This window comes from Brevundimonas subvibrioides, from assembly GCF_027271155.1.
In the GTDB taxonomy this organism is placed as follows: Bacteria; Pseudomonadota; Alphaproteobacteria; order Caulobacterales; family Caulobacteraceae; genus Brevundimonas; species Brevundimonas subvibrioides_D.
Genome location: NZ_CP114542.1, coordinates 1,915,476 through 1,939,534, shown reverse-complemented (window position 1 = coordinate 1,939,534; position 24,059 = coordinate 1,915,476). Strand labels below are relative to the sequence as shown.

Annotated in this window: 24 protein-coding genes and 1 tRNA gene; 18 read left to right on the top strand and 7 right to left on the bottom strand. The window is 67.0% G+C overall.

The window, feature by feature from the left end:
- The first annotated feature begins 71 nt into the window (after positions 1-71).
- Entirely contained in the window at positions 72-1,100 is a 1,029-nt protein-coding gene (gene fni / locus O3139_RS09830; protein WP_269513898.1) for a type 2 isopentenyl-diphosphate Delta-isomerase, read from the top strand.
- 86 nt (positions 1,101-1,186) lie between these two features.
- The gene (locus O3139_RS09825) at positions 1,187-2,803 is read left to right on the top strand and encodes a phytoene desaturase family protein (RefSeq protein ID WP_269513897.1); all 1,617 of its coding nucleotides are present in this window, start codon (positions 1,187-1,189) and stop codon (positions 2,801-2,803) included.
- Here the strand turns inward: O3139_RS09825 and O3139_RS09820 are convergent.
- On the bottom strand, positions 2,775-3,152 hold the full coding sequence (locus O3139_RS09820) for a response regulator (RefSeq protein ID WP_269513896.1): 378 nt from the start codon (positions 3,150-3,152) through the stop codon (positions 2,775-2,777). The genes O3139_RS09825 and O3139_RS09820 overlap by 29 nt on opposite strands.
- Positions 3,153-3,309: 157 nt before the next feature.
- Here O3139_RS09820 and O3139_RS09815 point away from each other — a divergent pair, with 157 nt between their 5' ends.
- A complete protein-coding gene (locus O3139_RS09815; protein WP_269513895.1) occupies positions 3,310-4,824 on the top strand; it encodes a carboxylesterase/lipase family protein in 1,515 nt (504 codons plus the stop codon).
- Positions 4,825-4,897: 73 nt separating this feature from the next.
- A complete protein-coding gene (locus O3139_RS09810; RefSeq protein WP_269513894.1) occupies positions 4,898-5,335 on the top strand; it encodes a hypothetical protein in 438 nt (145 codons plus the stop codon).
- 3 nt (positions 5,336-5,338) lie between these two features.
- Here the strand turns inward: O3139_RS09810 and cobS are convergent, their stop codons facing one another.
- The 3 genes from cobS to O3139_RS09795 are packed head-to-tail and all read right to left on the bottom strand — an operon-like array spanning position 5,339 to position 7,564.
- Complete coding sequence (cobS, locus tag O3139_RS09805) at positions 5,339-6,352, bottom strand: cobaltochelatase subunit CobS (protein ID WP_269513893.1); 1,014 nt, start codon at positions 6,350-6,352, stop codon at positions 5,339-5,341.
- 60 nt (positions 6,353-6,412) lie between these two features.
- Positions 6,413-6,838 carry an organic hydroperoxide resistance protein gene (locus tag O3139_RS09800; protein ID WP_269513892.1) on the bottom strand — a complete coding sequence of 142 codons (426 nt, stop codon included), beginning with the start codon at positions 6,836-6,838 and terminating at the stop codon, positions 6,413-6,415.
- A 57-nt stretch (positions 6,839-6,895) separates the two neighbouring features.
- On the bottom strand, positions 6,896-7,564 hold the full coding sequence (locus O3139_RS09795) for a J domain-containing protein (RefSeq protein WP_269513891.1): 669 nt from the start codon (positions 7,562-7,564) through the stop codon (positions 6,896-6,898).
- A gap of 45 nt (positions 7,565-7,609) precedes the next feature.
- Here O3139_RS09795 and O3139_RS09790 point away from each other — a divergent pair, with 45 nt between their 5' ends.
- The 3 genes from O3139_RS09790 (at position 7,610) to O3139_RS09780 (ending at position 11,643) form a co-directional block, all read left to right on the top strand.
- Positions 7,610-7,909, top strand: coding sequence for a BolA family protein (locus tag O3139_RS09790; protein ID WP_269516463.1), 300 nt, complete (start codon positions 7,610-7,612; stop codon positions 7,907-7,909).
- An 82-nt stretch (positions 7,910-7,991) separates the two neighbouring features.
- Positions 7,992-9,806, top strand: coding sequence for an ATP-binding protein (locus tag O3139_RS09785; RefSeq protein WP_269513890.1), 1,815 nt, complete (start codon positions 7,992-7,994; stop codon positions 9,804-9,806).
- Positions 9,807-9,951: 145 nt separating this feature from the next.
- Positions 9,952-11,643, top strand: a complete 1,692-nt coding sequence (locus O3139_RS09780) for a cisplatin damage response ATP-dependent DNA ligase (protein ID WP_269513889.1) — start codon at positions 9,952-9,954, stop codon at positions 11,641-11,643.
- On the opposite strand, the gene O3139_RS09775 is transcribed toward O3139_RS09780, so the two are convergent.
- On the bottom strand, positions 11,640-12,266 hold the full coding sequence (locus tag O3139_RS09775; protein WP_269513888.1) for a hypothetical protein: 627 nt from the start codon (positions 12,264-12,266) through the stop codon (positions 11,640-11,642). The two genes, O3139_RS09780 and O3139_RS09775, sit on opposite strands and share 4 nt — an antisense overlap.
- A gap of 107 nt (positions 12,267-12,373) precedes the next feature.
- Between O3139_RS09775 and O3139_RS09770 the strand changes: the two genes are divergently transcribed.
- The 5 genes from O3139_RS09770 (at position 12,374) to O3139_RS09750 (ending at position 17,429) form a co-directional block, all read left to right on the top strand.
- Positions 12,374-13,363, top strand: coding sequence for a mechanosensitive ion channel family protein (locus tag O3139_RS09770; protein ID WP_269513887.1), 990 nt, complete (start codon positions 12,374-12,376; stop codon positions 13,361-13,363).
- 6 nt (positions 13,364-13,369) lie between these two features.
- Positions 13,370-14,383: a threonine aldolase family protein gene (locus O3139_RS09765; RefSeq protein ID WP_269513886.1), complete on the top strand. Its 1,014-nt coding sequence runs from the start codon at positions 13,370-13,372 to the stop codon at positions 14,381-14,383.
- Positions 14,384-14,507: 124 nt separating this feature from the next.
- On the top strand, positions 14,508-15,998 hold the full coding sequence (locus tag O3139_RS09760) for a hypothetical protein (RefSeq protein ID WP_269513885.1): 1,491 nt from the start codon (positions 14,508-14,510) through the stop codon (positions 15,996-15,998).
- Positions 15,999-16,286: 288 nt separating this feature from the next.
- Positions 16,287-16,778: a peptide-methionine (R)-S-oxide reductase MsrB gene (gene msrB / locus O3139_RS09755; protein WP_269513884.1), complete on the top strand. Its 492-nt coding sequence runs from the start codon at positions 16,287-16,289 to the stop codon at positions 16,776-16,778.
- 57 nt (positions 16,779-16,835) lie between these two features.
- On the top strand, positions 16,836-17,429 hold the full coding sequence (locus O3139_RS09750; RefSeq protein WP_269513883.1) for a hypothetical protein: 594 nt from the start codon (positions 16,836-16,838) through the stop codon (positions 17,427-17,429).
- A gap of 55 nt (positions 17,430-17,484) precedes the next feature.
- On the opposite strand, the gene O3139_RS09745 is transcribed toward O3139_RS09750, so the two are convergent.
- A tRNA-Thr gene (locus O3139_RS09745) sits at positions 17,485-17,559 on the bottom strand.
- Between the two features lie 369 nt (positions 17,560-17,928).
- Between O3139_RS09745 and murA the strand changes: the two genes are divergently transcribed.
- The 6 genes from murA to O3139_RS09715 all read left to right on the top strand — a co-directional run bounded on the left by murA (position 17,929) and on the right by O3139_RS09715 (position 23,376).
- Positions 17,929-19,233: a UDP-N-acetylglucosamine 1-carboxyvinyltransferase gene (gene murA, locus O3139_RS09740; RefSeq protein WP_269513882.1), complete on the top strand. Its 1,305-nt coding sequence runs from the start codon at positions 17,929-17,931 to the stop codon at positions 19,231-19,233.
- Complete coding sequence (locus O3139_RS09735; RefSeq protein ID WP_269513881.1) at positions 19,223-19,705, top strand: DUF2948 family protein; 483 nt, start codon at positions 19,223-19,225, stop codon at positions 19,703-19,705. Before murA ends, O3139_RS09735 begins: the two co-directional genes overlap by 11 nt.
- Entirely contained in the window at positions 19,702-20,166 is a 465-nt protein-coding gene (locus O3139_RS09730; protein ID WP_269513880.1) for a UPF0262 family protein, read from the top strand. The genes O3139_RS09735 and O3139_RS09730 overlap by 4 nt, the downstream gene beginning before the upstream one ends.
- A gap of 158 nt (positions 20,167-20,324) precedes the next feature.
- Positions 20,325-20,954, top strand: coding sequence for a M23 family metallopeptidase (locus O3139_RS09725; RefSeq protein ID WP_269513879.1), 630 nt, complete (start codon positions 20,325-20,327; stop codon positions 20,952-20,954).
- 74 nt (positions 20,955-21,028) lie between these two features.
- Positions 21,029-21,994, top strand: a complete 966-nt coding sequence (locus O3139_RS09720) for an ABC transporter ATP-binding protein (RefSeq protein WP_269513878.1) — start codon at positions 21,029-21,031, stop codon at positions 21,992-21,994.
- On the top strand, positions 21,991-23,376 hold the full coding sequence (locus O3139_RS09715; RefSeq protein ID WP_269513877.1) for an ABC transporter permease: 1,386 nt from the start codon (positions 21,991-21,993) through the stop codon (positions 23,374-23,376). The genes O3139_RS09720 and O3139_RS09715 overlap by 4 nt, the downstream gene beginning before the upstream one ends.
- A 259-nt stretch (positions 23,377-23,635) precedes the next feature.
- On the opposite strand, the gene rpsU is transcribed toward O3139_RS09715, so the two are convergent.
- The gene (rpsU, locus tag O3139_RS09710) at positions 23,636-23,875 is read right to left on the bottom strand and encodes a 30S ribosomal protein S21 (protein WP_156796303.1); all 240 of its coding nucleotides are present in this window, start codon (positions 23,873-23,875) and stop codon (positions 23,636-23,638) included.
- Positions 23,876-24,059 lie beyond the last annotated feature (184 nt).

The following is a 24,059-nucleotide window of genomic DNA, read 5'->3' as shown; positions in this document are numbered from 1 at the left end:
CCCGATGCTGCCAGCGTGACAGATCACCTCTGTTGCGCCTATCGACGGCCGACGAGATTGCGGAGCGTCTGTTGTCCGAACCAAGCATCACCGATCGCAAGGATCAGCATCTGGACGTGGTCCTGTCCGGCGGGGGGCGTCATGCCCGCGACGCCGGGTTCGATACGGTTCGTTTCGTGCACGAAGCGTTGCCGAATCTGGACCACGCCAGAATCGATCTCGGAGCCGACTTCCTGGGGCGTCGGCTGCGCGCCCCGCTGCTGATCAGTTCGATGACGGGAGGACCGTCCCGGGCCGAGGCGATCAATGCGCATCTGGCCGAGGCGGCGCAGGCGCTGGGCATCGCTCTGGCCGTCGGGTCGCAGCGCGCGGCCCTGGAGGATGGCGGCGGGTCGGGGCTGACCCAGTCGCTGCGGGATCGTGCCCCGGACATACCGATCCTGGCCAATATCGGTGCGGCACAGCTGACGCGCGGCTTCGGCCTCGATGAGGCCCGGCGCATCATCGACATGATCGGGGCCGATGCCCTGATCGTGCATCTGAATCCGCTTCAGGAGGCCTGCCAGCCCGAGGGCGATCGCGATTGGAAGGGTGTCGGCGCGGCCCTTGAGGCGCTGATCCTCCGACTGGACGCACCGGTCGTGGTCAAGGAGACAGGGGCCGGCATCTCCGCGGCGACAGCACGGCGTCTGTTCGCGATGGGCGTCTCGGCGATCGATATCGCGGGCGCGGGGGGAGCGAATTGGGGCTTGATCGAGGGAGAGCGGGCCACCGATCCCGCCGACAAGACCCATGCCCTGGCCTTTGCCGACTGGGGCATTCCCACGGTCCGGGCGCTTCAGGCAGCGCACGAGGCTTGCCCTGATGGCTTCATCATCGGATCCGGCGGCATCCGCGACGGTGTCGATGCGGCCAAGGCGATCCGGCTCGGCGCCGACCTTGTGGGCCAGGCGGCGGGCGTCCTGCAGGCCGCGACGGTTTCGACCGAGGCCGTGATCGACCACTTTCAGATCATCATCCGGCAGATGCGGACCGTGTGCTTCTGCACAGGGTCGGCTCATCTCCGGGCGTTGCGCAAGGCCGAGCTGATCCAGAGCTGACCCGTTCTGCGGCGCGACGAACGCATGCGTGCCTGCAAGCCACCCGTGCCGGAATCGTCCATGATGTCCTTGATGCGGAGGCCGATATGAGCGAGCGCGACGTGGATGTCGTCATACTGGGCGGTGGGCACAACGGGCTGGTCTGTGCCTTCTATCTGGCCCGGGCCGGGTTGAAGGTCACAGTGCTGGAGCGGCGGAGCGTGGTCGGCGGCGCTGCGGTAACCGAGGAATTCCATCCCGGATTTCGCAACTCGACCGCCAGCTACACCGTCAGTCTGCTGAATCCCAAGGTCGCCGCCGACATGAATCTGGCGCGTCATGGTCTTCACATCGTCGACCGGCGGATGTCGAACTTCCTGCCTCTGGAAGACGGACGGCATCTGGCGGCGGGGCAAGGCCGGACCCAGGCCGAGGTGGCAAAGTTCTCAAGCCGGGATGCCGAGCGTTTGCCGGCCTATGAGGCTCGGCTGGAGCGGGTGGCCGAGGTGCTGCGCGCGCTGGTTCTGGAGACGCCGCCCAACCTGCCGGAAGGCGGCTGGCGGGAGGCCCTGCCCGAAATGCTGAAGGCCGGTCGTCTGGCGCGTCGGCTGGGCGGGCTGGACCTGACGGCCAGACGGGACGTCCTCGACCTGTTCGCCAAATCGGCGGGTGACTGGCTGGACGGCTGGTTCGAGAGCGATCCGATCAAGGCCCTGTTCGGTTTCGACAGCGTGGTCGGACACTATGCCAGCCCTTACACGCCGGGCTCGGCCTATGTGCTGCTGCATCACGTCTTCGGCGAGGTGAACGGGGTAAAGGGCGCGTGGGGTCATGCGATCGGAGGCATGGGAGCCATCACCCAGGCCATGGCCGCAGCCTGTATCGAACAGGGGGTCGATATCCGGCTCGACGCCCCCGTGGCGAAGGTGCTGACGATGCGTGGCCGGGCGGTCGGCGCGGTGACCGAGGGCGGACAGATCGTCGGGGCGCGCGCGGTCGTGTCGAACCTGCATCCGCGCCTGTTGTTCGATCGCCTTGTGGATCCGGCGATCGTGCCGGTCGATTTTCGGGAACGGATGGCGGGCTACCGTTCCGGTTCAGGCACATTCCGGATGAATGTCGCCCTGTCGGAGCTGCCGCGATTTTCCGCTCGTCCCGAACCCGGCGATCACCACACGGCCGGGATCATTCTGGCACCCGGCCTCGACTATATGGATCGGGCGCATGCCCAGGCCCGGCTGGACGGCTGGTCGGCCCGACCGATCATCGAAATGCTGATCCCCTCGACGCTGGACGCCACCCTGGCACCGCGAGGGGCACACGTCGCCAGCCTGTTCTGCCAACACGTGGCTCCGCAGCTATCCGACGGACGGTCGTGGAACGATCACCGCGAAACCGTCGCCGACCTGATGATCGATACGGTCGACGAATGGGCCCCGGGGTTCAAGGCCTCGGTCCTGGGGCGGATGGCCCTGACACCTCTGGACCTGGAACGGCGCTTCGGTCTGGTGGGCGGAGACATCTTTCACGGGCGGCTGACGCTGGACCAGTTGTTCAGCGCCCGGCCGATCCTTGGCCATGCCGATCACCGCATGCCGTTGCCCGGATTGTATCTTTGCGGCTCCGGTGCCCATCCGGGTGGTGGCGTGACGGGGGCACCGGGCCATAATGCGGCACGCGAAATCCTGAAGGACTTCAAACGGCGGCGACGCCCAGGGCCTTGAACAGGGCCTCACGCACGGCGTCTTCGGTGAAGGGTTTCTGGATGGTGGGATGCCCGCGCCAGTCTTCCGGCAGGCCACTCTCGCCATAGCCGGTGGAGAAGACGAACGGCACGCCCTTCATTTTCAGGGCTTCGGCGACCGGGAACACCTCCCGGCCGGCGACGTTCACATCCAGCAGGGCACCGTCCAGGCGGCTGTCGTCCTGCAGGACCTCGAGGGCGGTGTCGATATCGCCGACGGGGCCGACCGGGGCGAAACCCATGTCCTCGAGCATCGTCTCCAGCAGCATGGCGACGAGGGCTTCGTCCTCGACCACCAGAATGCGGCGACCGCGCACGCCATCAGACATCAAACTACCCCGATCAGCGGAAAACCAGTCCGCGACAAATCCGGCCCGTGTTTAGGCTGATATGTCCGGTGTTGCCAAATCACCGTGGACTCCTGCATCGCGGCACCGGCGGCCATCGCCGGATTGTCGGCGCGCCCAACCTTGCTAGGATCACGTCATGATCCTTGAAAGCCTGATGGCGGCCCTGATGACCACCGGTCCGGCAAACATTCCGGACCCCGAGATCGCGCTCGCCCAGGGTCGCGCCCAGGGTCGTGAGGAGTCGGGCGTTATCTCGTTCCAGAACCTGCCCTTTGCCGCGCCGCCGGTGGGTCCGCTTCGTTGGCGTCCGCCGGTGAAGCCCGCGCCATGGTCCGACATCCGGGACGCGACCCGGCCCGGGGCCATCTGTATCCAGTCGCCCGCCAACGGCGATCCGGGCGTCGGGCCGCTGCCCATGAGCGAGGATTGCCTGACGCTGAACGTCTGGACGCCACAGGGCATGACGGCACTCCTGCCGGTCATGGTCTGGATCCATGGCGGTGGGTACAACAACGGGTCGGGTACGGCGGCGCTGTATAGCGGCACGAACCTGGCGCGCCGGGGCGTGGTGGTGGTGACGATCAACTATCGGCTGGGACGGCTCGGCTTTTTCGACCATCCCGCCCTGGCCGCCGAGCGTCAGCCCGACGAACCCGCGGGAAACTATGGCGTCATGGACCAGATCGCCGCCCTGGAGTGGGTGCGCGACAATATCGCCCGGTTCGGCGGCGACCCCGGCAATGTGACGATCTTTGGCGAGTCAGCGGGCGGGGTCGCGGTGACGCAGCTGATGGTCGCGCCCGCAGCCCGGGGCCTGTTCCACAAGGCGATCGTTCAATCTGGCCTGGGCCGCCAGAGATCGGCGCTGCTGGACGAGGACCGCCCCGGACACCCGTCGGCGCAGAGTCTCGGCGTCGCCTTTGCCCGATCGGTGCAGCTGGCCGGGGCCACAGCCGATGATCTGCGCGCCCTGCCGGCCGAACGCCTGCTGTCACCGACGCCCGCCTTCTACACCGACAATCTGATCGTCGACGGGCGTGTCGTGCCCGAAGACGTCGTCGAGGCCTTCGCGGGCGGACGACAGGCCCCGGTGCCCATGATCCTGGGCACCAACAGTGCGGAGTTCTGGTGGATCCGCCCGTCCGATGCGGGCGCCTATGGGCGTGCGGACGATCTCATGACCGACGAGGAGTACAGCGCCCTGGTCGCGGCCTATGGCGGGCAGGGCGGCTATGACACCTCGGTCGTCAGCGACCTCATCTTCAACGAACCGGCGCGTCATCTGGCACGCCTGCACGCCGATGCGGGCCATCCCGCCTGGCTCTACCGTTTCGACGTCGTGCCCGAGTCCAACCCCGAACCCAGCGGTGGGGCGACGCATGCCTCCGAGCGGCCCTATGTGTTCGACAACCTCGACACCGTCGGTCGGCCGCTGGGAGAGCGCGACGCACGCGCGGCCACGGCCATGGCGGACTACTGGACCGGATTCGCCACGCGATCGGATCCCAACGGACCTGACCGGGTCGACTGGCCCGGCGTCGCCGGCGACCGGTTGCTGGAGTTCACCAACGACGGACCGGTCGCCAGAGCCGTGCCGCACGGCGAGAGGCTGGACCTGATCCAGCAGTTCTACGCCCGGATTCGGCCCTGACGGATCTGACCGTGGGGCGTTGATCACAGGGCCCTTGCTTGGCGGAGGGGTCTACACCGGCTAGATCGGGCGGATGACCCAGACCCCCCTTCGCCGCCTGATCGACCTGCCCGGTGTCGCCGACCTCGAAGCGAAGGCCCTGATGAAGCCCGGCCATGCCGACCCCTCGCGCCGCGATGAGTTTCCGGAAGTGGACGCAGTCCTGAGGGCGGTGTTCGGCCTGACCGCCGGGGCGGCCGAGGACGCGGCCCGTCCCGGCGACTGGGACGGCATCGAGCGCCTGTCGCCGCTGGACCAGGTCGAGGCCTTCGCGGCGGAGGGCTGGGATGTCACCGATGCGAAGAGGAAGCCGCTGCGGATGCTGTCAGTCTTCGCCGAACCCCTGGCCCTGGCGATGCGCGGCGTGGCCGGCAGCCTGCCCGACGCGCCCTTCGTGCCGGAGCCGAGGGAGGAGCGTGATGCCTGGGGGGCCGGACTGGCGGCGGAGGCGGTGCGATTCAGGAAGCGGTAGGCTCTAACCCACCTTCACCCGCGTCGCCGCCTCGGGGAGGTCTTCCCCGAACGCGCGCTGGTAGAACTCCGCAATGGTCGGCCGTTCCAGCTCGTCGCACTTGTTGAGGAAGGTCAGCCGGAACGCCAACCCCACATCCCCGCCGAAGATGGTGGCGTTCTGGGCCCAGGTGATGACGGTGCGAGGCGACATGACGGTGGAGATGTCGCCGTTCATGAAGGCGTTCCGGGTCATGTCGGCGACGCGGACCATGGCGGCGAGGGCGCGGCGGCCGTCGGCGGTGGCCCATTCGGGGGCCTTGGCGGCGACGATTTCGGCCTCCACGTCGTGGTCGAGGTAGTTCAGGGTGGTGACGATGTTCCAGCGGTCCATCTGGCCCTGATTGATCTGCTGGGTGCCGTGATACAGGCCACTGGTGTCGCCCAGACCGATGGTGTTGGTGGTGGCGAACAGGCGGAACCACTTGTTGGGGCGGATCACGCGGTTCTGGTCCAGCAGGGTCAGGCGGCCCTGCGCCTCCAGCACGCGCTGGATCACGAACATCACGTCGGGGCGGCCGGCGTCGTATTCGTCGAACACCAGGGCGATCGGGCGCTGGATGGCCCAGGGCAGCATGCCTTCGCGGAACTCGGTAATCTGCTTGCCATCCTTCAGGACGATGGCGTCCTTGCCGACCAGGTCGATGCGGCTGACGTGGCTGTCGAGGTTCACACGGACCAGCGGCCAGTTCAGCCGGGCGGCGACCTGTTCGATGTGGGTCGACTTGCCGGTGCCGTGATAGCCCTGGACCATCACCCGGCGGTCGTGGGCGAAGCCGGCGCAGATGGCGAGCGTCGTCTGGGGATCGAAGCGATAGGCGGGATCCGCCTCGGGCACATGGCTGTCGACGGTGTCGAACATCGGCACGGTCATGTCGGCATCGGTGCCGAAAGCCTCGCGCACACTCACCTGCCGGTGAGGCTCGAAGGTCAGCAGGGGATCGGGGGTCGCGTCGGGCGGAGAGTCGGAAAGGGCCATAGGCTCCGTGTAGAGGGGCCGCGCGCGCGGCTCAACACGCGCGCGGCCACCTTGATGCGGTTATTCCGCGCTGAGGGCGACGTCGACGTTGCCGCGGGTGGCATTGGAATAGGGGCAGACCTGATGCGCCTTCTGGATCAGGTCATCGATGACCGCCTTGTCGAGGCCGTGGTCGGTGACCTTCAGATCGACGGAGATGTTGAAGCCCTCGCCGTGGTCGTTCTTGCCGAAGCCGATGCCCGAATGGACCCTGGTGTCCGGACCGACCGGCGTACCGGCCTTGCCGGCGACCAGACGAAGGGCACCGAGGTAGCAGGCGGCATAGCCGGTCGCGAACAGCTGCTCGGGGTTGGTGCCGGGGCCGTCGTCGCCACCCATGGCTTTTGGCACGGACAGGGCGACGTCGATCTTGCCATCGTCGGTGTGCGAGCGACCATCGCGGCCACCGCCGGAAGCGGTGGCGTGGGCTTTGTAGAGGACGTCCATCAGAAGGCTCCGTTTCGACAGGGGGAGCTGTGCAGATAGGCGTTCGTGCGAGGTACGCTAGGCGATGCCGGCCTTCTTGAGGATCTTGTAGGCCTTGATGACGCGGACCAGCTTGGCCTCGGCCCCGCGGTCGCCCTGATTGTGGTCCGGGTGGCAACGCTTCAGCAGGTCGTGATAGGCGGCCTTGATCTTCTCCTTCGACGCCCCGGGTTCCAGGTCGAGGTCGGCGAAGGCCCCGCGTTCGATCTTGCCGACCCGGCGGTCCTCGGTCGGGTGCTGGGCCGCCTGATCGCCCTTCCTGCCGAACAGACCATAGCTGTCGCGCCAGGAGCCCGCGCCCGTCGTGTTGGCCGTGCCCATCTTGGCGGCGAAGGCTGCGGCTTCTCTGGAGTTCTTGCCAGCCTTCATCTCCCAGGTCGGGCGCCCGCCCGTCATGGCCTCGTTTTCCTTGGCCGCGCGGATCTGGGCCTCGTTCATGCCGGCGTAGAAGTTCCAGCTCTTGTTGTACTCGCCCGCGTGCGGCTGGCAGAAATCGTAGAAGTCGTTCAGCCGCTCGCGCGATTTCGGGGCGCGGGCCGTCGCGGCCTTGGTGCAGTCAGGCCAGTTGCAGGGCTTTTCGCCGGGCTTCAGACGTAGGACATCGGCTTCCGCCTCGGCCTCTCCGGCCTTGGGCGGTTTGATCCGCATGTCCTTGAAGCGGGGCTTGTAGTCGAATGACGCTGGCATCGGTCACAGTGTAGGGTCGAATTGGTCACCATCAAGGAAGCGAATATGTCTGAAGGCCCGATCGCGACGATTATCCGCAGAAAACTGACGGACGCGCTCGCACCGACACGCCTTGAGATCGAGGACGACAGCGCGCGACACGCCGGCCATCATCATGAGGGGGGTCTGGACGCGAGGCCCGGCGGGGAAAGCCATTTCAATCTGACCGTCGTCTCGAGCGCCTTTGCCGGGCAAGGCCGGGTGCAACGCCAGCGTGCGGTCAATGCCCTGCTGGCCGAAGAAATGGCCGGTCCTGTGCACGCGCTTTCGATCCGCGCCCTTGCGCCCGATGAAGCCGGAGGTTGAACGATAAGCCTGCATTCACCTCATCTTAGAAGGTTCGGCATAGCGTTATCTCAGGGACTGTTCACGGGATATCGGGAAACGCATGGTTGGCTCCGAGGATATCGGCAAAAGCCTCGAAGGCGCACGGAGCGGCACCGGTGAAGCCGCCCAGGCGCTGACAGCGATCCTGCAGACCCAGTATCTGCGCTATCTCATCATCGCGAGCTGGGCGGTCGGCCTGTGTGGCACTGTCGGCCCGGTCCCGGCTGTCCTGTGGTTTGCCGCGACAGTGGCGGCCGGTTCTGTCCGCGGTGTCTTCGAGCGCCGCATGGCGGGCCGGGTCGATGCGGGATGGGGTCTGATCTTCCCGGCTGTCGCGACCGTGACCACGGCCGCCTGGGCCTCCGCACCCCTGATGGCCTGGTTCTCGGACGCAAGCTTCGGTCAAGCCCTTGCCGTCGCCCTGTTGATCAGCGGCTATGTGCTGGTGTTCTCGCAACTGCGGAGTTCACCCAAGCAGGCCATCGTGATCTCGTCGCCCTATTCCGTGGTCGCGGTGATCATTCTTTGCAGTCTCTGGGGCAGGCCGGAGTTTGTCCCGTTCCTCAGCATCATGCCGTTCACGGCCGCGGGCCTGTTCGTGCTGGTCACCATGACGATGCTGCGCGAGGAGCGGATCAAGGCGTTCCAGGAACATCAGGCCCATCTGATCGAAGAGCTTCAGGGCGCGCGCGACAAGGCCGATGCTGCCAACCAGGCCAAGTCCAACTTCCTCGGCGTCATTTCGCATGAGTTGCGTACGCCGATGAACGGCGTGCTCGGGGCGGCACAGCTACTGCAGTCGACCCGGCTGGAGTCGACGCAGCGCGAGTACCTGTCGATCATCCGCAACTCCGGCGACAACCTGCTTCACCTGCTGAACGACATCCTCGACATGACCAAGATCGAGGCCGGAAAGATGACCTTCGAGGTGATCGACGTGTCGATCGAGGACCTGCACCGCCGCGTGATCGGGCCGTTCGAAGCCCAGGCCGAAGCGAAGGGCCTGCAGTTCGTCTCCACCTTTGATGGCGAGGTGCCGTCGGTCGTGAAGGGCGATCCGCTGCGGGTCTGTCAGGTGATCCAGAACCTCCTGTCGAACGCCGTGAAGTTCACCGAAGCGGGCACGATCCACTATCACGTCCTGGCCCGCAGGGTCGCCGACAGACGCGTCGCCTTCGACTTCTCCGTCACCGACAGCGGCTCCGGGATCGCGCCCGAGGACCTGCAGCGTCTGTTCCAGCCCTTCACCCAGGTGGATGCGTCCTCGACGCGCCGTTTCGGGGGAACCGGGCTTGGCCTGACGATCGCCCGACGGATGGCCAACATCATGGGCGGGGACATCCGCGTCGAATCGACCGTTGGGCAGGGTTCGACCTTCGTCCTGTCGGTCGAGGCCGACGTCGTGGAATGGCAACCCATGCAGGAGGCCGAGGCCATCCACGCCGAGGTGGGCGAGGGTGACAGTCTGTCGGTCCTCGTGGTCGAGGATCACCCGGTCAACCGCATGATCCTGGAGGCGTGGCTCGGGTCGGCGGGACACACGACAGTGTCGGCGGAAGACGGCCAGATTGCCGTGAACGCGGCGACGAGCCAGGTTTTCGATCTGATCATCATGGATGTGAATATGCCGGTCATGGACGGCCTGAGCGCGACCCGCCTGATCCGGTCCGCCGGCGTGAATGCGGACACACCCATCGCCGTGCTGTCTGCCTCGGCCCGGCATGAGGACCACGAGGCGGGGCTGGACGCTGGCGCCGACGCCTATCTGAACAAGCCGATCGATTTCGCGGCCCTGGCCCAGCTGATGCAGAAGGTCAGGGGCGGTCGGACCGCCATAAAGGGCGGGGCCGAAAGCCTTCAGTCCGCCGCCGCCTGACCTGGACCAGACGGGCCCCGCAGATTCGGCGCAGGGCATGAGCCCCGGGGCGATGCGGCGAGGCCGAGCGAGCGTTCTGAGCCCCGGGGGGGAGACTTCCGGGGCGTTTTCGCGTTTGGAGTGGCCTGTGGCTAGATGAGGCTTCATGCGCGCCTTCGCCGAACTGCTGGATCGCCTGTCGCTGACGGGATCGCGGAATGCCAAGCTGGTGCTCCTGCGGGACTATCTGCGCGTCACGCCCGATCCCGACAGGGGCTGGGCGCTCGCAGCCCTGACCGGAGAGCTCAGTTTCGACGCGGCCAAGCCGGCCATGATCCGCCGTGCGGTCGAGGCACGGGTCGATCCGGTGCTGTTCCGCTGGTCCTACGACTATGTCGGCGACCTGGCCGAAACGGTGGCCCTGATCTGGCCCGGCAACCCTGAACACCGCCACAACCGCGAGCCCGAACTGGGTGAGATCGTGGATGCCCTGTCCTGTGCCAAGCGCGGCGAGGTTCAAGGCCTGATCGAGGGGTGGCTGGACGCCCTGGCCCCCAAGGGACGATGGGCGCTGCTGAAGCTGGTGACGGGCGCATTGCGGGTCGGGCTGTCGGCACGACTGGCGAAGACGGCAACCGCCATGGTGCGGCCGGCTGTGGTGTCCGCCGCTCCGGATCCTGCAGGCGACGAGGCGGTCGTCGCGCTGGAGGCCGTCGACGTGTCCGAGATCGAGGAGGTGTGGCACGGGCTGGAGCCGCCCTACGCGGACTTGTTTGCCTGGCTGGAGGGGAGGGCGGAGCGACCGAGTCCGGACGCGCCCGGCCGGTTTCGCCCGGTCATGCTGGCGGTCGCGATTGATGAGGCTGTCGATTTTGCGAGGCTTTCCCCTTCCGACTACGCCGCCGAATGGAAATGGGATGGCATCCGTGTCCAGGCCGTTCGCGAGCAGGGGGTGATGAAGCTGTACTCCCGGACCGGCGACGAGATTTCAGGGAGTTTCGGCGACGTCACGGCGGGTCTGAGTTTTGAAGGGGCGATCGACGGCGAGCTGCTCGTCTGGCGCGACGGACAGGTCGCGCCGTTCGGGGACCTGCAGCAGCGGCTGAACCGGAAGACGGTCGATGCCAGAACCATGGCCGCCTATCCTGCGGCCATCGTGGCCTATGACGCCCTGGCGCTGGATGGCGAGGACCTGCGGTCGCGTTCCTTGCGAGAGCGACGCGCGCTGCTGGAAGCCATGGTGGCGGCGCACGCCGGCGACCGGCTGCATCTGTCGCCCGTCGTCGATTACGACAGCTGGGAGGCCCTGGGCATATTGCGCGCCGACCCGCCGGTCGGGGCGGCGGCCGAAGGTCTGATGCTGAAGCGTTGGGACAGCCCCTATGTCGCGGGGCGCCCCAAAGGCCCGTGGTTCAAGTGGAAGCGCGATCCGCACGCGATCGACTGCGTCCTGATGTACGCCCAGCGCGGCCACGGAAAACGCTCCAGCTTCTATTCCGACTTCACCTTCGGGGTCTGGACGCCAGAGGGTCCGCTGACGCCCGTCGGCAAGGCCTATTTCGGGTTTACCGACGAGGAGCTGAAACAGCTCGACAAGTTCGTGCGCGACCACACGATCGACCGCTTCGGGCCTGTGCGCTCGGTGCGGGCCGAGCGGGATTTCGGGCTGGTTCTGGAGATCGCTTTCGAGGGTCTGAACCGGTCGCCCCGCCACAAGTCGGGCGTCGCCATGCGCTTTCCCCGGATCGGGCGAATCCGTTGGGACAAGCCGGCGCGCGAGGCCGCGACGATCGGGGAGGTCATGGATTTGCTTGACGCCATCGAGGGTGGTGGAGGGCGCCTGGCGAAAGCGGGCTAGCCGGCCTTGCGCTTCGTGCGCCAGGCTCGGTCAACGTCTTCGGACACGCCGCAAATCTGCAGAAAGGTGACGACGGGCACCGATGCGGGTGCGGTCATGTTGCGCATCAGGGCGTTTCCGGCAGGAGCCGGAGCGGTCGCCTCGATCAGCAGGGGCAGGATGGTCCACCGGGCCGGGAAGGGCTGGACGTCGATGTTCGGTTCGGCGCGCAGGTGCGGGCAATGCTGAAGCGACAGGTCCGAGCAGCGGCGATGCAGCGGCGCGATCGCCCCCGCATCGATCAGGACCTGCGCGTCGGCGATGCGCGGCGACAGGTCGGCACCGCGGCCCGAGGCCCGCAGGCGACCGGCCGGGATGCGGCGCGCGACCTGTGTCACGCGGTCGTCGGGACCGGTCGGCTCCCCGCACATGGGGCACAGCATCCGGGAGACCGTCAGGCGCTGTCGCAGCAGGTGGTTTCTGGAATACTCCGGGCGGCCGTAACCCGGGTGTTCGCGCTGCGTCAGGGCCAGACGCCCGCCGACCGACGCGCAAGGCCGGACGCCCTGGATCGGTTCTTCGGTCCAGCTGGTAACCCAGGGCACATCGACACCGACGGTGAGCGAGGACTTCTTCAAAGGCACGCACTCCGCCGCAATCAAGCAGTCTGAGGCCGCCCGCGGTCCCCGTCGAGAGGTCGATTTGCGATCCGACGGGTTCCAATCCCTGTCCAAGGCGTTAGACCGCCCGCATGCTTTCGACCCGGAACCCCTTGAACGGCCTGATCGTGGCGGGCCAGCAGGCGACGACGCTCGACGTGGCCATGATGGCCAGGATGACCCAGATGGCGGGCGACTTCGCGGTCAATCTGGCCATCGCCCTGGCGATCTTCGCCGCGACCGTCTTCGCCGCGCGGTGGGCGGCGTCTGCGACGCGCAAGGCGCTGGGCCGGGTCAAGGGCTTCCGGCACGATCCGACGGTGCTCAGCTTCGCCGTGCAGGTCGTGCGCGTCGTCGTCTTCCTGGTCGGCTTCATCGCCGTGCTCCAGCGTCTGGGGGTCCAGACGACCTCGATCATCGCGGTGCTGGGCGCGGCATCGCTGGCGGTCGGTCTGGCGTTGCAGGGCACGCTGTCGAATGTGGCGGCGGGGGTGATGCTGCTGATCCTGAGGCCCTACCGCGTGGGGGACCTGGTCAACATCGGCGGTCACATCGGCAAGGTGCAGCGGCTGGACCTGTTCTTCACCCAGCTGGCCGACGCCAACAATGTGAAGATCATGGCCCCGAACGGAAAGGTTTTCGGCGACTTCATTCTGAACCTGTCCGGACAGAAGAACCGGCGCATGGAGCTGAAGATCAGCGTCGGCTACGGCGACAATCTGAATACGGCCAGGGACGCTCTGACGGCTGCCGCCGCAGCCCAGGACAAGGTCCTGGCCGATCCTGCGCCGTGGGCCGGGGTCACGGACCTGCTGGACAGCTCGGTCGAGGTCACGCTGACGGCCTGGACCCGGTCCGACGACTACTGGCAGACGCGGGCGGACGTGTTCCAGGCGGCGAAGGAGGCGCTGGACGCCGCTGGCATCGAGATTCCATTCCCGCACCAGGTCGCGGTGCCCTATGGCGACAACGGTGCGCAGGTGCCCGGGGCGGCCGAGGGTCAGCCGGGTTTGCGCGCGCGCTCGAATCCGCGCAGCGCCGGGTTCGACAGCGGTCGCGACGGCGACCAGAACGAGGCCTGACCGACGATGCGCTACGATTTCGGTTCCGACAACACTGCAGGGATGGCACCGGCCGCGCTGCGCGGCCTCATTGAGGCCAACGCCGACTACGCCCGCGCCTACGGGGCCGACGACATTACGGCGCGCGCGGCCGACCAGATCCGCCGCCGCCTGGATGCGGATGCCGAGATTCGCTTCGTCTTTTCCGGTACGGCCGCCAATGCCATCGCCCTGTCGATGCTGGCCTATCCGCACGAGGCGGTTCTGGCCCACCATGCCGCCCACGTCTGCACCGACGAGACAGGCGCGCCGGGATTCTTCGGGCAGGGCGTCGGCCTGATCGGCCTGCCCGGCCTGTCGGGCAAGATCGACGTGCGCGCGCTGGAGGCGGCGCTCGACGAGCCCGAGGTCGGACATCGCCAGCCGCCGGCGGCGCTCAGCCTGACCCAATCCACCGAATACGGCACCGTCTATACCGAGGAAGAGCTGCGGCACCTGATCGAACCGGTGAAGGAGCGCGGTTACGGGGTCCATCTGGACGGTGCGCGGCTGGCCAATGCGGCGGCGGCCGGGTTCGACCTGACCCGGATCGCGCGGCTGGGCGTCGATGTTCTGGTGTTCGGCGGGGCCAAGGCCGGAGGGCTGTGCACCGAGGCGATCGTGATGTTCGACAGGTCCCTGGCGCGTCGGGTGGACAACCGCCTGAAGCAGGCCGGGCAGACGGCGTCCAAAGGCCGCTTCCTGGCCGCGCCCTTCCTTGGGATGCTGGAGAGCCATGCGTGGGAAGACGGTGCCGCCCACGCCAATCTGATGGCCCAGCGGCTGGCCACCGGTATTGCGACGCGCTCGTCCTTCATTCTGGCGCATCCGGTCGAGGCCAATGCCGTGTTCGTGCGGATGCCTGCGACGGCCCATGCGGCCCTCAATGCGGCGGGATGGGCCTGTTACCGCTTCGACGACGGCTCGGTTCGTTTCGTATGCTCCTGGGCGACGACCGCAGAGGCCGTGGACGAGGTGCTGGAGGCGATCGCAGGTCTTTAGTGCCCCTTCAGCCGGTCGCCTGCGACGCGAACTGTCACGCCTTCGCCGTAGTGGCTTGGCAAGGTCGAGTCATATCGGCTTTAACCCGTGACCGAACCAACGATTTCTGGCCTGGAGTTCGCCCATGATCCGTTTCCTGACCGCCGTTGCGGCGGCCGCCGTTGCCTTGAGCGCGAGTGCCGCGTCTGCGCAGGACTTCCGGGCCCTTGCCCGGACCGACCTGCAGGCAGCGCACGACGCCCTTCGCGACAACCACCCGGCGGCCGTCATTCCCGGCGCGGCGGGCGACAGCTTCCGGGGCTGGATCGACGCGGGCCTGGCGGATGCCAATGGCCGTCTGGGTCAGGTGAACTCCGGCGACAGCCACGCCTATCTGATGCGGTACTATGCGGCCGGCTTCCGGGATTCCAACATCGCCATCACGCCATCCTACGAAAGCCTGGGGCCGTTTTTCGGAATCTCCTGGCCGGGGATCACGACCGGATGGCGGAACGGCCACTATGAGGTCACCTACGTCAAGGCCGGCGTCCGCAATGCGCCGCGGGTGGGCGACATCGTCGTCAGCTGCAACCTCGTGCCGATCGAGGAATATGCGCGTGGCAAGCTCGACAAGTGGGAAGCCAACCTGGACACCGAGGCCGGGCGCGTCACATCGGCGCCGTACCTGCTGTGGAACCGGAACAATCCGTTTGCCGCAGGCGTCCCGTCGACCTGCGAGTTCAAGCGTGGCGACCGCGGTCGTCCGCGCGCGACCGAGCTTCGTCCCGTCCCGCTGGCGGCCGGAGACCTGGAAGCGGCTTACCGCGCGACCGTCTACATGCCGTCGGCGACGCCGCTGAGCATCGAAACCGTCAACGGGCGGCCGTGGGTCAATGTGCATTCGTTCGCCGACAGCGCCGGGTGGGATGCCTTCAACGTCCTGGTCGAGGGACAGGCCGCGGCCCTGCGGGGACCGCAAGGCTTCGTGCTGGACCTGCGTGCCGCGTCCGGCGCGTCGGCCTATACGTCGACGGCGCGCGGTTATGGCCTGGCCAACCGCATCTGGACGCCCGAGTTCACCGTCAGCCGGCAGCCGGCGGCCGGGGCCATCACCTATCGCGCCACGCCGGGCAACCGGACATGGTATGCCGATACCCTGGGGCGCATGCAGGCGGATCCGCGCTTCGTGCAGGAAGCCGCTCCGGTGATCGAACAGACCCAGGCCATCGTCGCGGCCTTCGATGCCGCGATCGCCGCGGGACAACAGACCTTCACCCTGCCGGGCCGGGCCGCCGTGGCCGATACGGGGGCACCCAATCCGGTTCAGGGCCCTGTCGTCGTCCTGGTCGATGCCGGTTGCTCGGGTGGGTGCCTGGACACGCTGGACCTGCTGTCCAAGCTGCCGAACGTTCGCATCGCGGGCTCGACGACGGCGACCGATACCATCTTCATCGAGCCGACCATCGCGCGCCTGCCGTCCAACTATTCCGATCTGAGCTACGGTCACAAGGCCTGGACCAGCCGCGAGCGCGCCAACAACACGCCGTTCACTCCGGCGCAGGGCCTGGCCTATGTCGGCAATCCGGCCGACGAGGCGGCCGTCCGGGCCTGGGTCGCGACCCTGTTCGGAAGCTGAGGCGATAACCACCCTCCCTGTCACGGGGAGGGTGGCCGCACGCCGAATGGGTAGAAAATTATATTAGATCAATAAGTTATCGGAATTCTCTGATCTTCTACGGGCGGGATCGATCCGCGTCGGATGGACTCCGAAAAACCGAGTCCATCGCGTGCAAAACCCTGATTTCAAAGACGTTTAATTGCACTTCGTTGCACACCCGGAGTCCAGCGAACCTGGGGGAGGGGTCGTCGATGCCGGAGCGGGACTTGGGTTGGAAGCCCATGCCGCCGTGCCTATCTCCGACCCATGACAGACACCGCAGACCCCCGTGCCCTTCGTTCCGCCGCCGGCTTTGACCTGACCCCGCCCAGCGAAAGCCAGCGCGTGGCGCTGGAGGCTGATCTGAACGCGGAGGAGAAGCGGGTCCTCCTCAGCCACGGCACCGAGGCCCCGTTCTGCGGCGTCCTGCTGGGTGAAAAACGGCCCGGCGTCTTTTGCTGTCGCGAATGCGGCCTGCCGCTGTTCAAGGCGACGACCAAGTTCGAGAGCGGTACCGGCTGGCCCAGCTTCACCCAACCGGTGGACGAGGCACATGTCACCGCGATCGTGGACCGGTCTTACGGCATGACGCGGACCGAGACGACCTGCGCCCGGTGCGGCAGCCATCAGGGCCACGTCTTTCCCGACGGACCGCCCCCCACAGGCCTGCGGTACTGCATCAATTCGGTCGCCCTTCAGTTCGTGGAAGAGGGCCGCCCCTTGCCCGATCCGCTGGGGCGCGGCGACGGGATCGCATGATCTTCACCGTTCCGCCGCAATCCGGGTTAGGATGAGGCGCGTGGTGGAGTTGATGGCATGCTGATCCTGCTCGTTCTGACCAGTCTCGCGATCGCATCGGATCCGGATGGCGTGGTGTCCACGGCACCGCAAGGGGCCGATTCGGTGGTGGTGGGTGCGGTCGCACCGACGACGGACGCCCGTCCGGATGCGTCCCTGATCGCACCGACCATCCAGTCCCTGACCACGGCCGAGCAGATCGACCGCTGGATCGCGGCCCGTCCAGCCCCGGACGCGCCATTCGCCTCCGATCGAGAGCCTGCGGATGACCGCAAGATGCACGGCTTCGTAAGCGGCGCGGTCGGGACCGGTGATTTCAGTGCAGTCTCTGTCGGCGTGTCCCTGCCCATCGGCGAGAAGGGTCGTCTGGACCTGAGCTTCTCCCAGACGCGGAACGGTTACGGTGGCTACGGCTACGGGTATGGCTATCCAGGCTATGGATATGGCTACCCCGGTTTTGCCTACGACGGGTTCGGGTACCGCGATTATCGGCCCATGGATTTCAACGGGGTTCGCCCGACGCCTTACGGCTCCGTCTTCGAGGAGCGGGTGAGGGTGGCGGGAAGCGACACTGAACGGCAAGACCCGCAATCTGACCGGCGCACGCCCTGACCCCGCGCAACCATGAAAAAGGCCCGGTCTGTCGACCGGGCCTTTATCGTTCAGATGGTGCCGCCGGGGGGAATCGAACCCACGACCTCAGCCTTACCAAGGATGCGCTCTACCACTGAGCTACGGCGGCTTGATCTGAGGAAGCGGCCGTATAGCCACTGGATGGGCAGGGGGGAAGCCCTCTTTCCGCTTGCCCGGCAAGTTTTCCCGGTGCTGACTGTTTTGATGACCAAGCCATCCGATACGACGCCTGACGCTACGGGTTCCGTTCCATCTCCCTCCGCCAGAACGCCGGAGCAGGTCGCCAGGAGCGAGCGGGCCAACCGGCTGGCCAAGGCCTTGCGGGATAATCTGCGGCGTCGGAAGACGGCCCGCCCGGACCGCAAGGACAGCTGAACACTTTTCACGACAGCGACCGTCCGCTCTTTCGTCAGAGGCCCGGGCCAGGCTAGATAGCCGGCTCGCCGGGACGCTGGATCCTTGCGGTCTCAAGGACGACATGGACAGCATCACGGTTCACGGGGGCAACACCCTCCACGGTTCGATTCCCGTCAGCGGGGCCAAGAACTCGGCCATCAAGCTGATGGCGGCGTCGATCCTGACCGACCAGCCGCTGCTGCTGACCAATATGCCGCGCCTGGCCGACACGAAATTTCTTGGCCGTCTGCTGCAGCAATTCGGAATTTCAGTCACCGAGCGGGACGGGGCCGACGGGCAGGAAACGCTGTTCGGTGCGCGCGAGATCACGTCGACCTTCGCGCCCTACGATCTGGTGCGCCAGATGCGGGCCAGCTTCAACGTCCTGGGGCCGCTGCTGGCCCGGACCGGTCATGCCAGGGTTTCGTTGCCGGGCGGCTGCACCATCGGGGCGCGTCCGGTCGATCTGCACATCGACGCCCTGACCCGTCTGGGGGCCTCCATCCATCTGGAAGAGGGCTATGTGTCGGCCGTGGCACCGGGCGGCCTCCGGGGGGCGGAGATCGAGTTTCCCTTCGTGTCGGTCGGCGCGACCGAGCATACGCTGATGGCCGCGACCCTGGCGCAGGGGACGACCGTCCTGAAACGCGCCGCGCGCGAGCCCGAGATCGGCGATCTGGCCCGCTGCCTGGTCATGATGGGCGCCAGGATCGAGGGCATCGATACCGACACCCTGGTGATCGAGGGCGTGACGTCGCTGAACGGCGGAAGCTGGTCCGTGATCCCCGACCGGATCGAAATGGGGTCCTATGTCTGCGCCGCCGCCATGGCGGGGGGCGAGGTGCGTCTGACCAAGGGGCGGGCCGGGCTGATCCAGAGCCTGACCGACCGTCTGGTCGAGTCCGGGGTCGAGATCACGCCGACCGACGATGGCGTCATCGTCAAACGGGATCCGGCCGTCCGGCTGAAGGCCGTGGACGTCGCGACCGAGGTCTATCCCGGTTTCGCGACCGATCTGCAGGCCCAGTTCATGGCGTTGATGACGACGGCCGAGGGGGTCAGCGTCATCCACGAGAACATCTTCGAGAACCGGTTCATGCATGCGCCGGAACTGATGCGGCTGGGGGCCGAGATTTCGGTTCATGCCGGCGAGGCCCATGTGACGGGGGTCGAGCGGCTGAAGGGCGCGCCCGTGATGGCGACCGACCTGCGGGCCTCGGTCAGCCTGGTCATCGCCGGTCTGGTCGCGGAGGGTGAAACCAGCATCGGACGCGTCTATCATCTGGATCGCGGTTTCGAGCGGCTCGAGGAAAAGCTCGGGGCGTGCGGGGCCGACATCCGGCGGGTGAAGGGCCCGCCCGTCGAAGGACCGGGTGATGACCACTGAACCCCTGACGGCCGAGGAGGATGAGGCCATCCGGGCCGCCGGCGGGAACAATGCGCCGCTGCGCCTGCTGGCCGAGGACGATCAGGACCTGGCCATCATTTCGGCTGCGCTTCAGGACTCCATCCTGCGCCCCGCCGACATCGTCTGGGAAAAGGGCGCGCGACGTCTGACGATCGAGCTCAGCCGGTTCTGCTGGGAATGCGGCGGCACCCGGGTGCGGGCGGCCATGCAGTTCGGCGATGTCCAGGCGGTGAAGAGCCGGGGCCTGCCACGGCTGCCCGACGCGCCGCTGGAGTTGCTGGCCATCCATTTCATCGAGGGCGAGGCCCCCAGTGGCAAGGTCATCCTGATGTTCGCCGGCGGTGGCGATCTGAGGGTCGACGTCGAATGCCTGGACGCGGTGGTGGCCGACCTGTCCGAACGCTGGCAGGCCAGTGTCACGCCCACCCATCTGGACGGAAGCGCCGAATGACCGAACAGCGCCTGGCCTCCGTCGATCTGGACGAGGCGACCCTGCCGTCGGCGACCGCCGAGATCGAACACGAGCGCCGGGTGGCGATCTTCGATCTGGTGGAAAAGAACGTCTTCGCGCCGGAGGGGGCCGATGCCGGACCTTATGGGCTGAAGCTGTCGCTTCAGGACAACCGGCTGGTGTTCGACATCGCCGGCATCGACTTCGCCCGCACCTATGCCCTGTCCCTGACGCCGCTGAAGAGCGTGCTGAAGGATTATCTGATGATCTGCGACAGCTATTACGAAGCCCTGCGCGGCTCGTCGGCCAGCCAGATCGAGGCCGTCGACATGGGGCGGCGCGGTCTGCACAACGAGGGGGCCGAGCTTCTGAAGGCGCGGCTCGACGGCAAGATCGCCATCGATCACGAGACGGCGCGCAGACTTTTCACTCTCGTCTGCGCCCTGTATCGCCGGGGCTAGATCGAGGCTCGGTGTGCGGCGTCCTGCCGCGGCCGGTGCCCCAAAGTCGCCTCACGAAGCCTTAGAACCACGGCTCGCCAGCATTGGTCGTACGCCCCGGGCTTTGACCGCTCGCTGATCCACCGCTTTTGACAAGCGCCGCCCGAGCCGACGAATTCATGCGCCGACTGCAGACCGCCGTCCGATCCCTGTTGACCCACTCCGGCCAGACGGTGGCGCTGATCGGCGTTGCCGTACTGGCCATGGCCATGGCACCGGCGGCCGCGCCGTCCCTGACGGAGGTCGAGGTCCCGGAGGCCGTCCCTGTGGTGGCTGTCGCCGCGCCCGCTGGTCCGGTGATGCGCGAGATGACATTTGACGAGCCGGTGCCGGGCTTCGCCATCAACTCCCGCTTCGGAATGCGGCGGCTGGGCGGGGAGCCGGGTGCCCGAATGCACAAGGGGATCGATATCGCGGCCCCGACCGGCACCACGGTCTTTGCCGCAGCCGAGGGTGAGGTCATTCGCATCGGCCATGATCCGGAGGGCTACGGCAACTTCATCGAGATGCGCCATCCCAACGGCATGACGACCCTTTACGGCCACCTGAGCCGGATCGACGTCGCATCGGGCGACCGGATCGGCGCGCGCGAGCGGATCGGCCTTGTCGGCTCGACGGGCTATTCCACGGGGCCCCATCTGCATTTCGAGGTCCGCAGGGCCGGGGCCCAGGTCAATCCGGCCCGTGTGATGGGGCAGGTGTTCGAGGTGGCCGTGGAAATGCCGCCACCCGGTCCCTCTGCGTCCTGATCGTTACGTCGAATACAGTTTGAGGTGGCAGGCGCCTTTGCTACCCCTTGGTCTGGTCAGGCTCGGGGATGCAGATGGCGGCTTTGGTTCTGGATGGCGTCAGCAAGCGCTATGGCGAGTTTCAGGCGGTCCGCGACCTGAGCTTTCAGGTTCAGAAGGGCACGATCTGTGGCTTTCTGGGACCCAACGGCGCGGGCAAGACCTCGACCCTCCGCATGATCCTGGGCCTGCAGTCGGCCACGAGCGGATCCATCTCGATCCTTGGCGCGCCGGACGGGCGCAAGGTGCGCGACCGGATCGGCTTCCTGCCGGAGGAGCGCGGCCTCTACAAGAAGATGACCCCCGTCGATGCGATCGCCTTCTTCGGGTCGCTCAAGGGGCTGCCGAATTCCGAGGGGCGCAAGCGCGCCAGGGAGATGCTGGAGGCCCAGGGGCTCGGTGCGTCGCGCAACAAGAAGATGAAGGAGCTGTCCAAGGGTATGGCCCAGAAGGTCCAGCTGATCGCCTCTGTCGTGCACCGACCGGAGTTCGTCATCCTGGACGAACCGTTCAGCGGGCTGGATCCGGTCAACCAGCAGGGGCTGGAGGCGGTGATCCGCGATCTGGCGGCCAATGGCGCGACGGTTCTGTTCTCCACCCATGTCATGCAGCACGCCGAGCGGCTGTGCGATCAGGTCGTCCTGGTTGCGCGGGGCCGAAAGGCGTTCGACGGCACGGTGGCCGAGGCGAGGGCGACCTCGCGTCGTTTCCTGGAGCTCGAGGGCGAGATCGCCGAGGCGGCGGTCGCCGGCCTGCCCGGTGTCACGGGCGTCGAGGTGACGTCCGAACGGGATGGCGTGCGCCTGCTGAAGGCGGCCCTGGCCCCCGGTGCCAATGGGCAGGAAGCCTTGAAAGCCGCCTTCGTCACGGGTCTGGACGTCCGTCGGTTCGAGTTGAAGGAGCCGACGCTGCATGACGCCTTCATCGACCTGACCGGCGATCATCCCGATCAGGATCAGAGCGTCGCGCGACCTGCCGCCAGTCTGGAGACCGTTCGATGAGCCGCGTTCTGCTGATCGCCCGCCGGGAATATCTGGCCTATGCCCGCACGGTCGGGTTCTGGCTGTCGCTTCTGGCCCTGCCGCTGTTCGCGGTGCTTGGCGGGGCTCTGCCTGTTCTCCTGCGAGGCGCTGAGACGGTCCGGGCCGTGGCGCTGATCGAGGAGGGGCAGGCCGCCTCGGGTCTCGAACAGGCGGTGCGTCAGGCGCTTGCCGACGACACAGAGCGACGCAGCGAACGTGCGCGTGAAGCGGCCGAGAAGGCCGCGACCTCGGCCGGTGCGCCTCCGGGCGCGGCCAGGGGGGGCCTGGCGTCGATCAGCCAGCCCCGACTCAGGTTCGTGGCCGTGCCATCCGATCTGGCGAGCGCCCCGCCGGGCGCGGCGCGCGACGCCATCGTGCGGCGCTATCTGACCGACGAGACGCCAAAGCCCGAGCGTCTGGACGCCGTGGTCTTCCTGACTCGCGGCGCCGATGGGCCGGGGGCCCGCGTCTGGGCCGCCCGGGCATCGGACGACACGGTCGAGGATTTCGTGCGCGACGCCCTGAAGGATGCGAATCGCAAGGCGGTGCTGGAGGCGGCCGGCATCGACGCCGCGGTGGTCGATCAGACCGACAGCTTCAGACCCGAGATCGGCGTGTTCTCACCCCGCTCGGCGGGGGCAGGGGAGGTGTCCCTGCGCGACCGGCTGCCCGGGGTCATCGGCCTGGCCATGTGTTTCATCCTGTGGTCGCTGATCATCACAGGGGCCTCGATCCTGCTGAACAGCGTGATGGAGGAGAAGTCGAACAAGATTCTGGAGGTCCTGCTGTCCTCGGCCTCCGCCACCGAAATCCTGACCGGCAAGGTGCTGGGCGTGGCGCTGCTGACGCTGACGGTGATGGTCGTCTGGGGGGGTATCGGCGCGTTCGGCCTGATCACGGCGGCCCCGGGCGTGGCGGCCGACGTCGGATCGGTGCTGATGGCCAACGGGCTGCTGTTCTATTTCGCGGCCTATATCGTCGGTGGATATCTGATGTACGCGGTGCTGTTCGCCGCCATCGGGGCCTTCTGCGAGACGCCGCGCGACGCCCAGACCCTGATGGGGCCGATCATGATGGTGCTGGTGATCCCGATTCTGGTCGTCCAGATGTCGCTGGTGAACCCCGATGCGCCCGTCGTCCGCTTCATGTCCTGGGTGCCCTTCTTCACGCCCTTCCTGATGAGCGCACGGGCGCCGTCCGAGCCGCCGCTGATCGAGGTGATCGGCACCATGGCGGGCATGTTCGCCGTGGCGCTGCTGATGGTCTGGCTGGCCGGGCGGGCGTTCCGGGCGGGGGCCCTGTCCGACGTCAAACTGAGCTGGAAGAGCTTCGCCTCGGCCATCGGCGGCGGGGAGCGGTAGGGTCAGTTTCCTTCTCCCCTTGCGGGAGAAGGTGGCCGAGCCCCCCGGTCCGATCTTCGATCGGCCGGAGGACAGGCTCCGCGAGGTCGGATGAGGGGTGCCTTCCGGTCTTGCCAGTTGCAACTCTGCTCGGCTCATTCCGTCTGCGTCTTCGTACCCCTCATCCGCCCCTTCGGGGCACCTTCTCCCGCAAGGGGAGAAGGAAACGAAAAAGGCCGCTCTTTCGAGCGGCCTTTGAAATCTCGGTCTTCGCGAACCCTTACGGGCGCGGGACGCGGGGCTTGGGAGGGGGCAGCAGGCCTTCGCGCTGCATGCGCTTGCGGGCCAGTTTGCGGGCGCGGCGAACGGCCTCGGCCTTCTGGCGGGCGCGCTTCTCCGAGGGCTTCTCGTAGTGCACGTGGCGCTTCATTTCCCGGAAGCTGCCTTCGCGCTGCATCTTCTTCTTGAGGGCTTTCAGGGCTTGATCGACGTTATTATCGCGAACGAAAATCTGTACCAGGTTGAACTCTCCTTTGGCCGCCCGCCGCGTCCTGTGAGAGGCGGGCAGACAAGTAAAATCGGTTCCCGCGGGCGACAGCCCGGCGAGCGAAGGCGTGCGGATACACCAAGCCTGCCACCCTGTCCAGATCGTCGCGTCCCCGATCGCGCTGTCGCGCGTCGGGGATGACAAGAGTAGAGTGAGG

What these genes read in the sequence shown, in the direction of transcription:
- O3139_RS09825 (WP_269513897.1), top strand. Translation starts at nt 1,187, where the DNA reads ATGAGCGAGCGCGACGTGGATGTCGTCATACTGGGCGGTGGGCACAAC.
- O3139_RS09820 (WP_269513896.1), bottom strand. Translation starts at nt 3,152, where the DNA reads ATGTCTGATGGCGTGCGCGGTCGCCGCATTCTGGTGGTCGAGGACGAA.
- O3139_RS09815 (WP_269513895.1), top strand. Translation starts at nt 3,310, where the DNA reads ATGATCCTTGAAAGCCTGATGGCGGCCCTGATGACCACCGGTCCGGCA.
- O3139_RS09810 (WP_269513894.1), top strand. Translation starts at nt 4,898, where the DNA reads ATGACCCAGACCCCCCTTCGCCGCCTGATCGACCTGCCCGGTGTCGCC.
- cobS (WP_269513893.1), bottom strand. Translation starts at nt 6,352, where the DNA reads ATGGCCCTTTCCGACTCTCCGCCCGACGCGACCCCCGATCCCCTGCTG.
- O3139_RS09800 (WP_269513892.1), bottom strand. Translation starts at nt 6,838, where the DNA reads ATGGACGTCCTCTACAAAGCCCACGCCACCGCTTCCGGCGGTGGCCGC.
- O3139_RS09795 (WP_269513891.1), bottom strand. Translation starts at nt 7,564, where the DNA reads ATGCCAGCGTCATTCGACTACAAGCCCCGCTTCAAGGACATGCGGATC.
- O3139_RS09790 (WP_269516463.1), top strand. Translation starts at nt 7,610, where the DNA reads ATGTCTGAAGGCCCGATCGCGACGATTATCCGCAGAAAACTGACGGAC.
- O3139_RS09785 (WP_269513890.1), top strand. Translation starts at nt 7,992, where the DNA reads ATGGTTGGCTCCGAGGATATCGGCAAAAGCCTCGAAGGCGCACGGAGC.
- O3139_RS09780 (WP_269513889.1), top strand. Translation starts at nt 9,952, where the DNA reads ATGCGCGCCTTCGCCGAACTGCTGGATCGCCTGTCGCTGACGGGATCG.
- O3139_RS09770 (WP_269513887.1), top strand. Translation starts at nt 12,374, where the DNA reads ATGCTTTCGACCCGGAACCCCTTGAACGGCCTGATCGTGGCGGGCCAG.
- O3139_RS09765 (WP_269513886.1), top strand. Translation starts at nt 13,370, where the DNA reads ATGCGCTACGATTTCGGTTCCGACAACACTGCAGGGATGGCACCGGCC.
- O3139_RS09760 (WP_269513885.1), top strand. Translation starts at nt 14,508, where the DNA reads ATGATCCGTTTCCTGACCGCCGTTGCGGCGGCCGCCGTTGCCTTGAGC.
- msrB (WP_269513884.1), top strand. Translation starts at nt 16,287, where the DNA reads ATGACAGACACCGCAGACCCCCGTGCCCTTCGTTCCGCCGCCGGCTTT.
- O3139_RS09750 (WP_269513883.1), top strand. Translation starts at nt 16,836, where the DNA reads ATGCTGATCCTGCTCGTTCTGACCAGTCTCGCGATCGCATCGGATCCG.
- murA (WP_269513882.1), top strand. Translation starts at nt 17,929, where the DNA reads ATGGACAGCATCACGGTTCACGGGGGCAACACCCTCCACGGTTCGATT.
- O3139_RS09735 (WP_269513881.1), top strand. Translation starts at nt 19,223, where the DNA reads ATGACCACTGAACCCCTGACGGCCGAGGAGGATGAGGCCATCCGGGCC.
- O3139_RS09730 (WP_269513880.1), top strand. Translation starts at nt 19,702, where the DNA reads ATGACCGAACAGCGCCTGGCCTCCGTCGATCTGGACGAGGCGACCCTG.
- O3139_RS09725 (WP_269513879.1), top strand. Translation starts at nt 20,325, where the DNA reads ATGCGCCGACTGCAGACCGCCGTCCGATCCCTGTTGACCCACTCCGGC.
- O3139_RS09720 (WP_269513878.1), top strand. Translation starts at nt 21,029, where the DNA reads ATGGCGGCTTTGGTTCTGGATGGCGTCAGCAAGCGCTATGGCGAGTTT.
- O3139_RS09715 (WP_269513877.1), top strand. Translation starts at nt 21,991, where the DNA reads ATGAGCCGCGTTCTGCTGATCGCCCGCCGGGAATATCTGGCCTATGCC.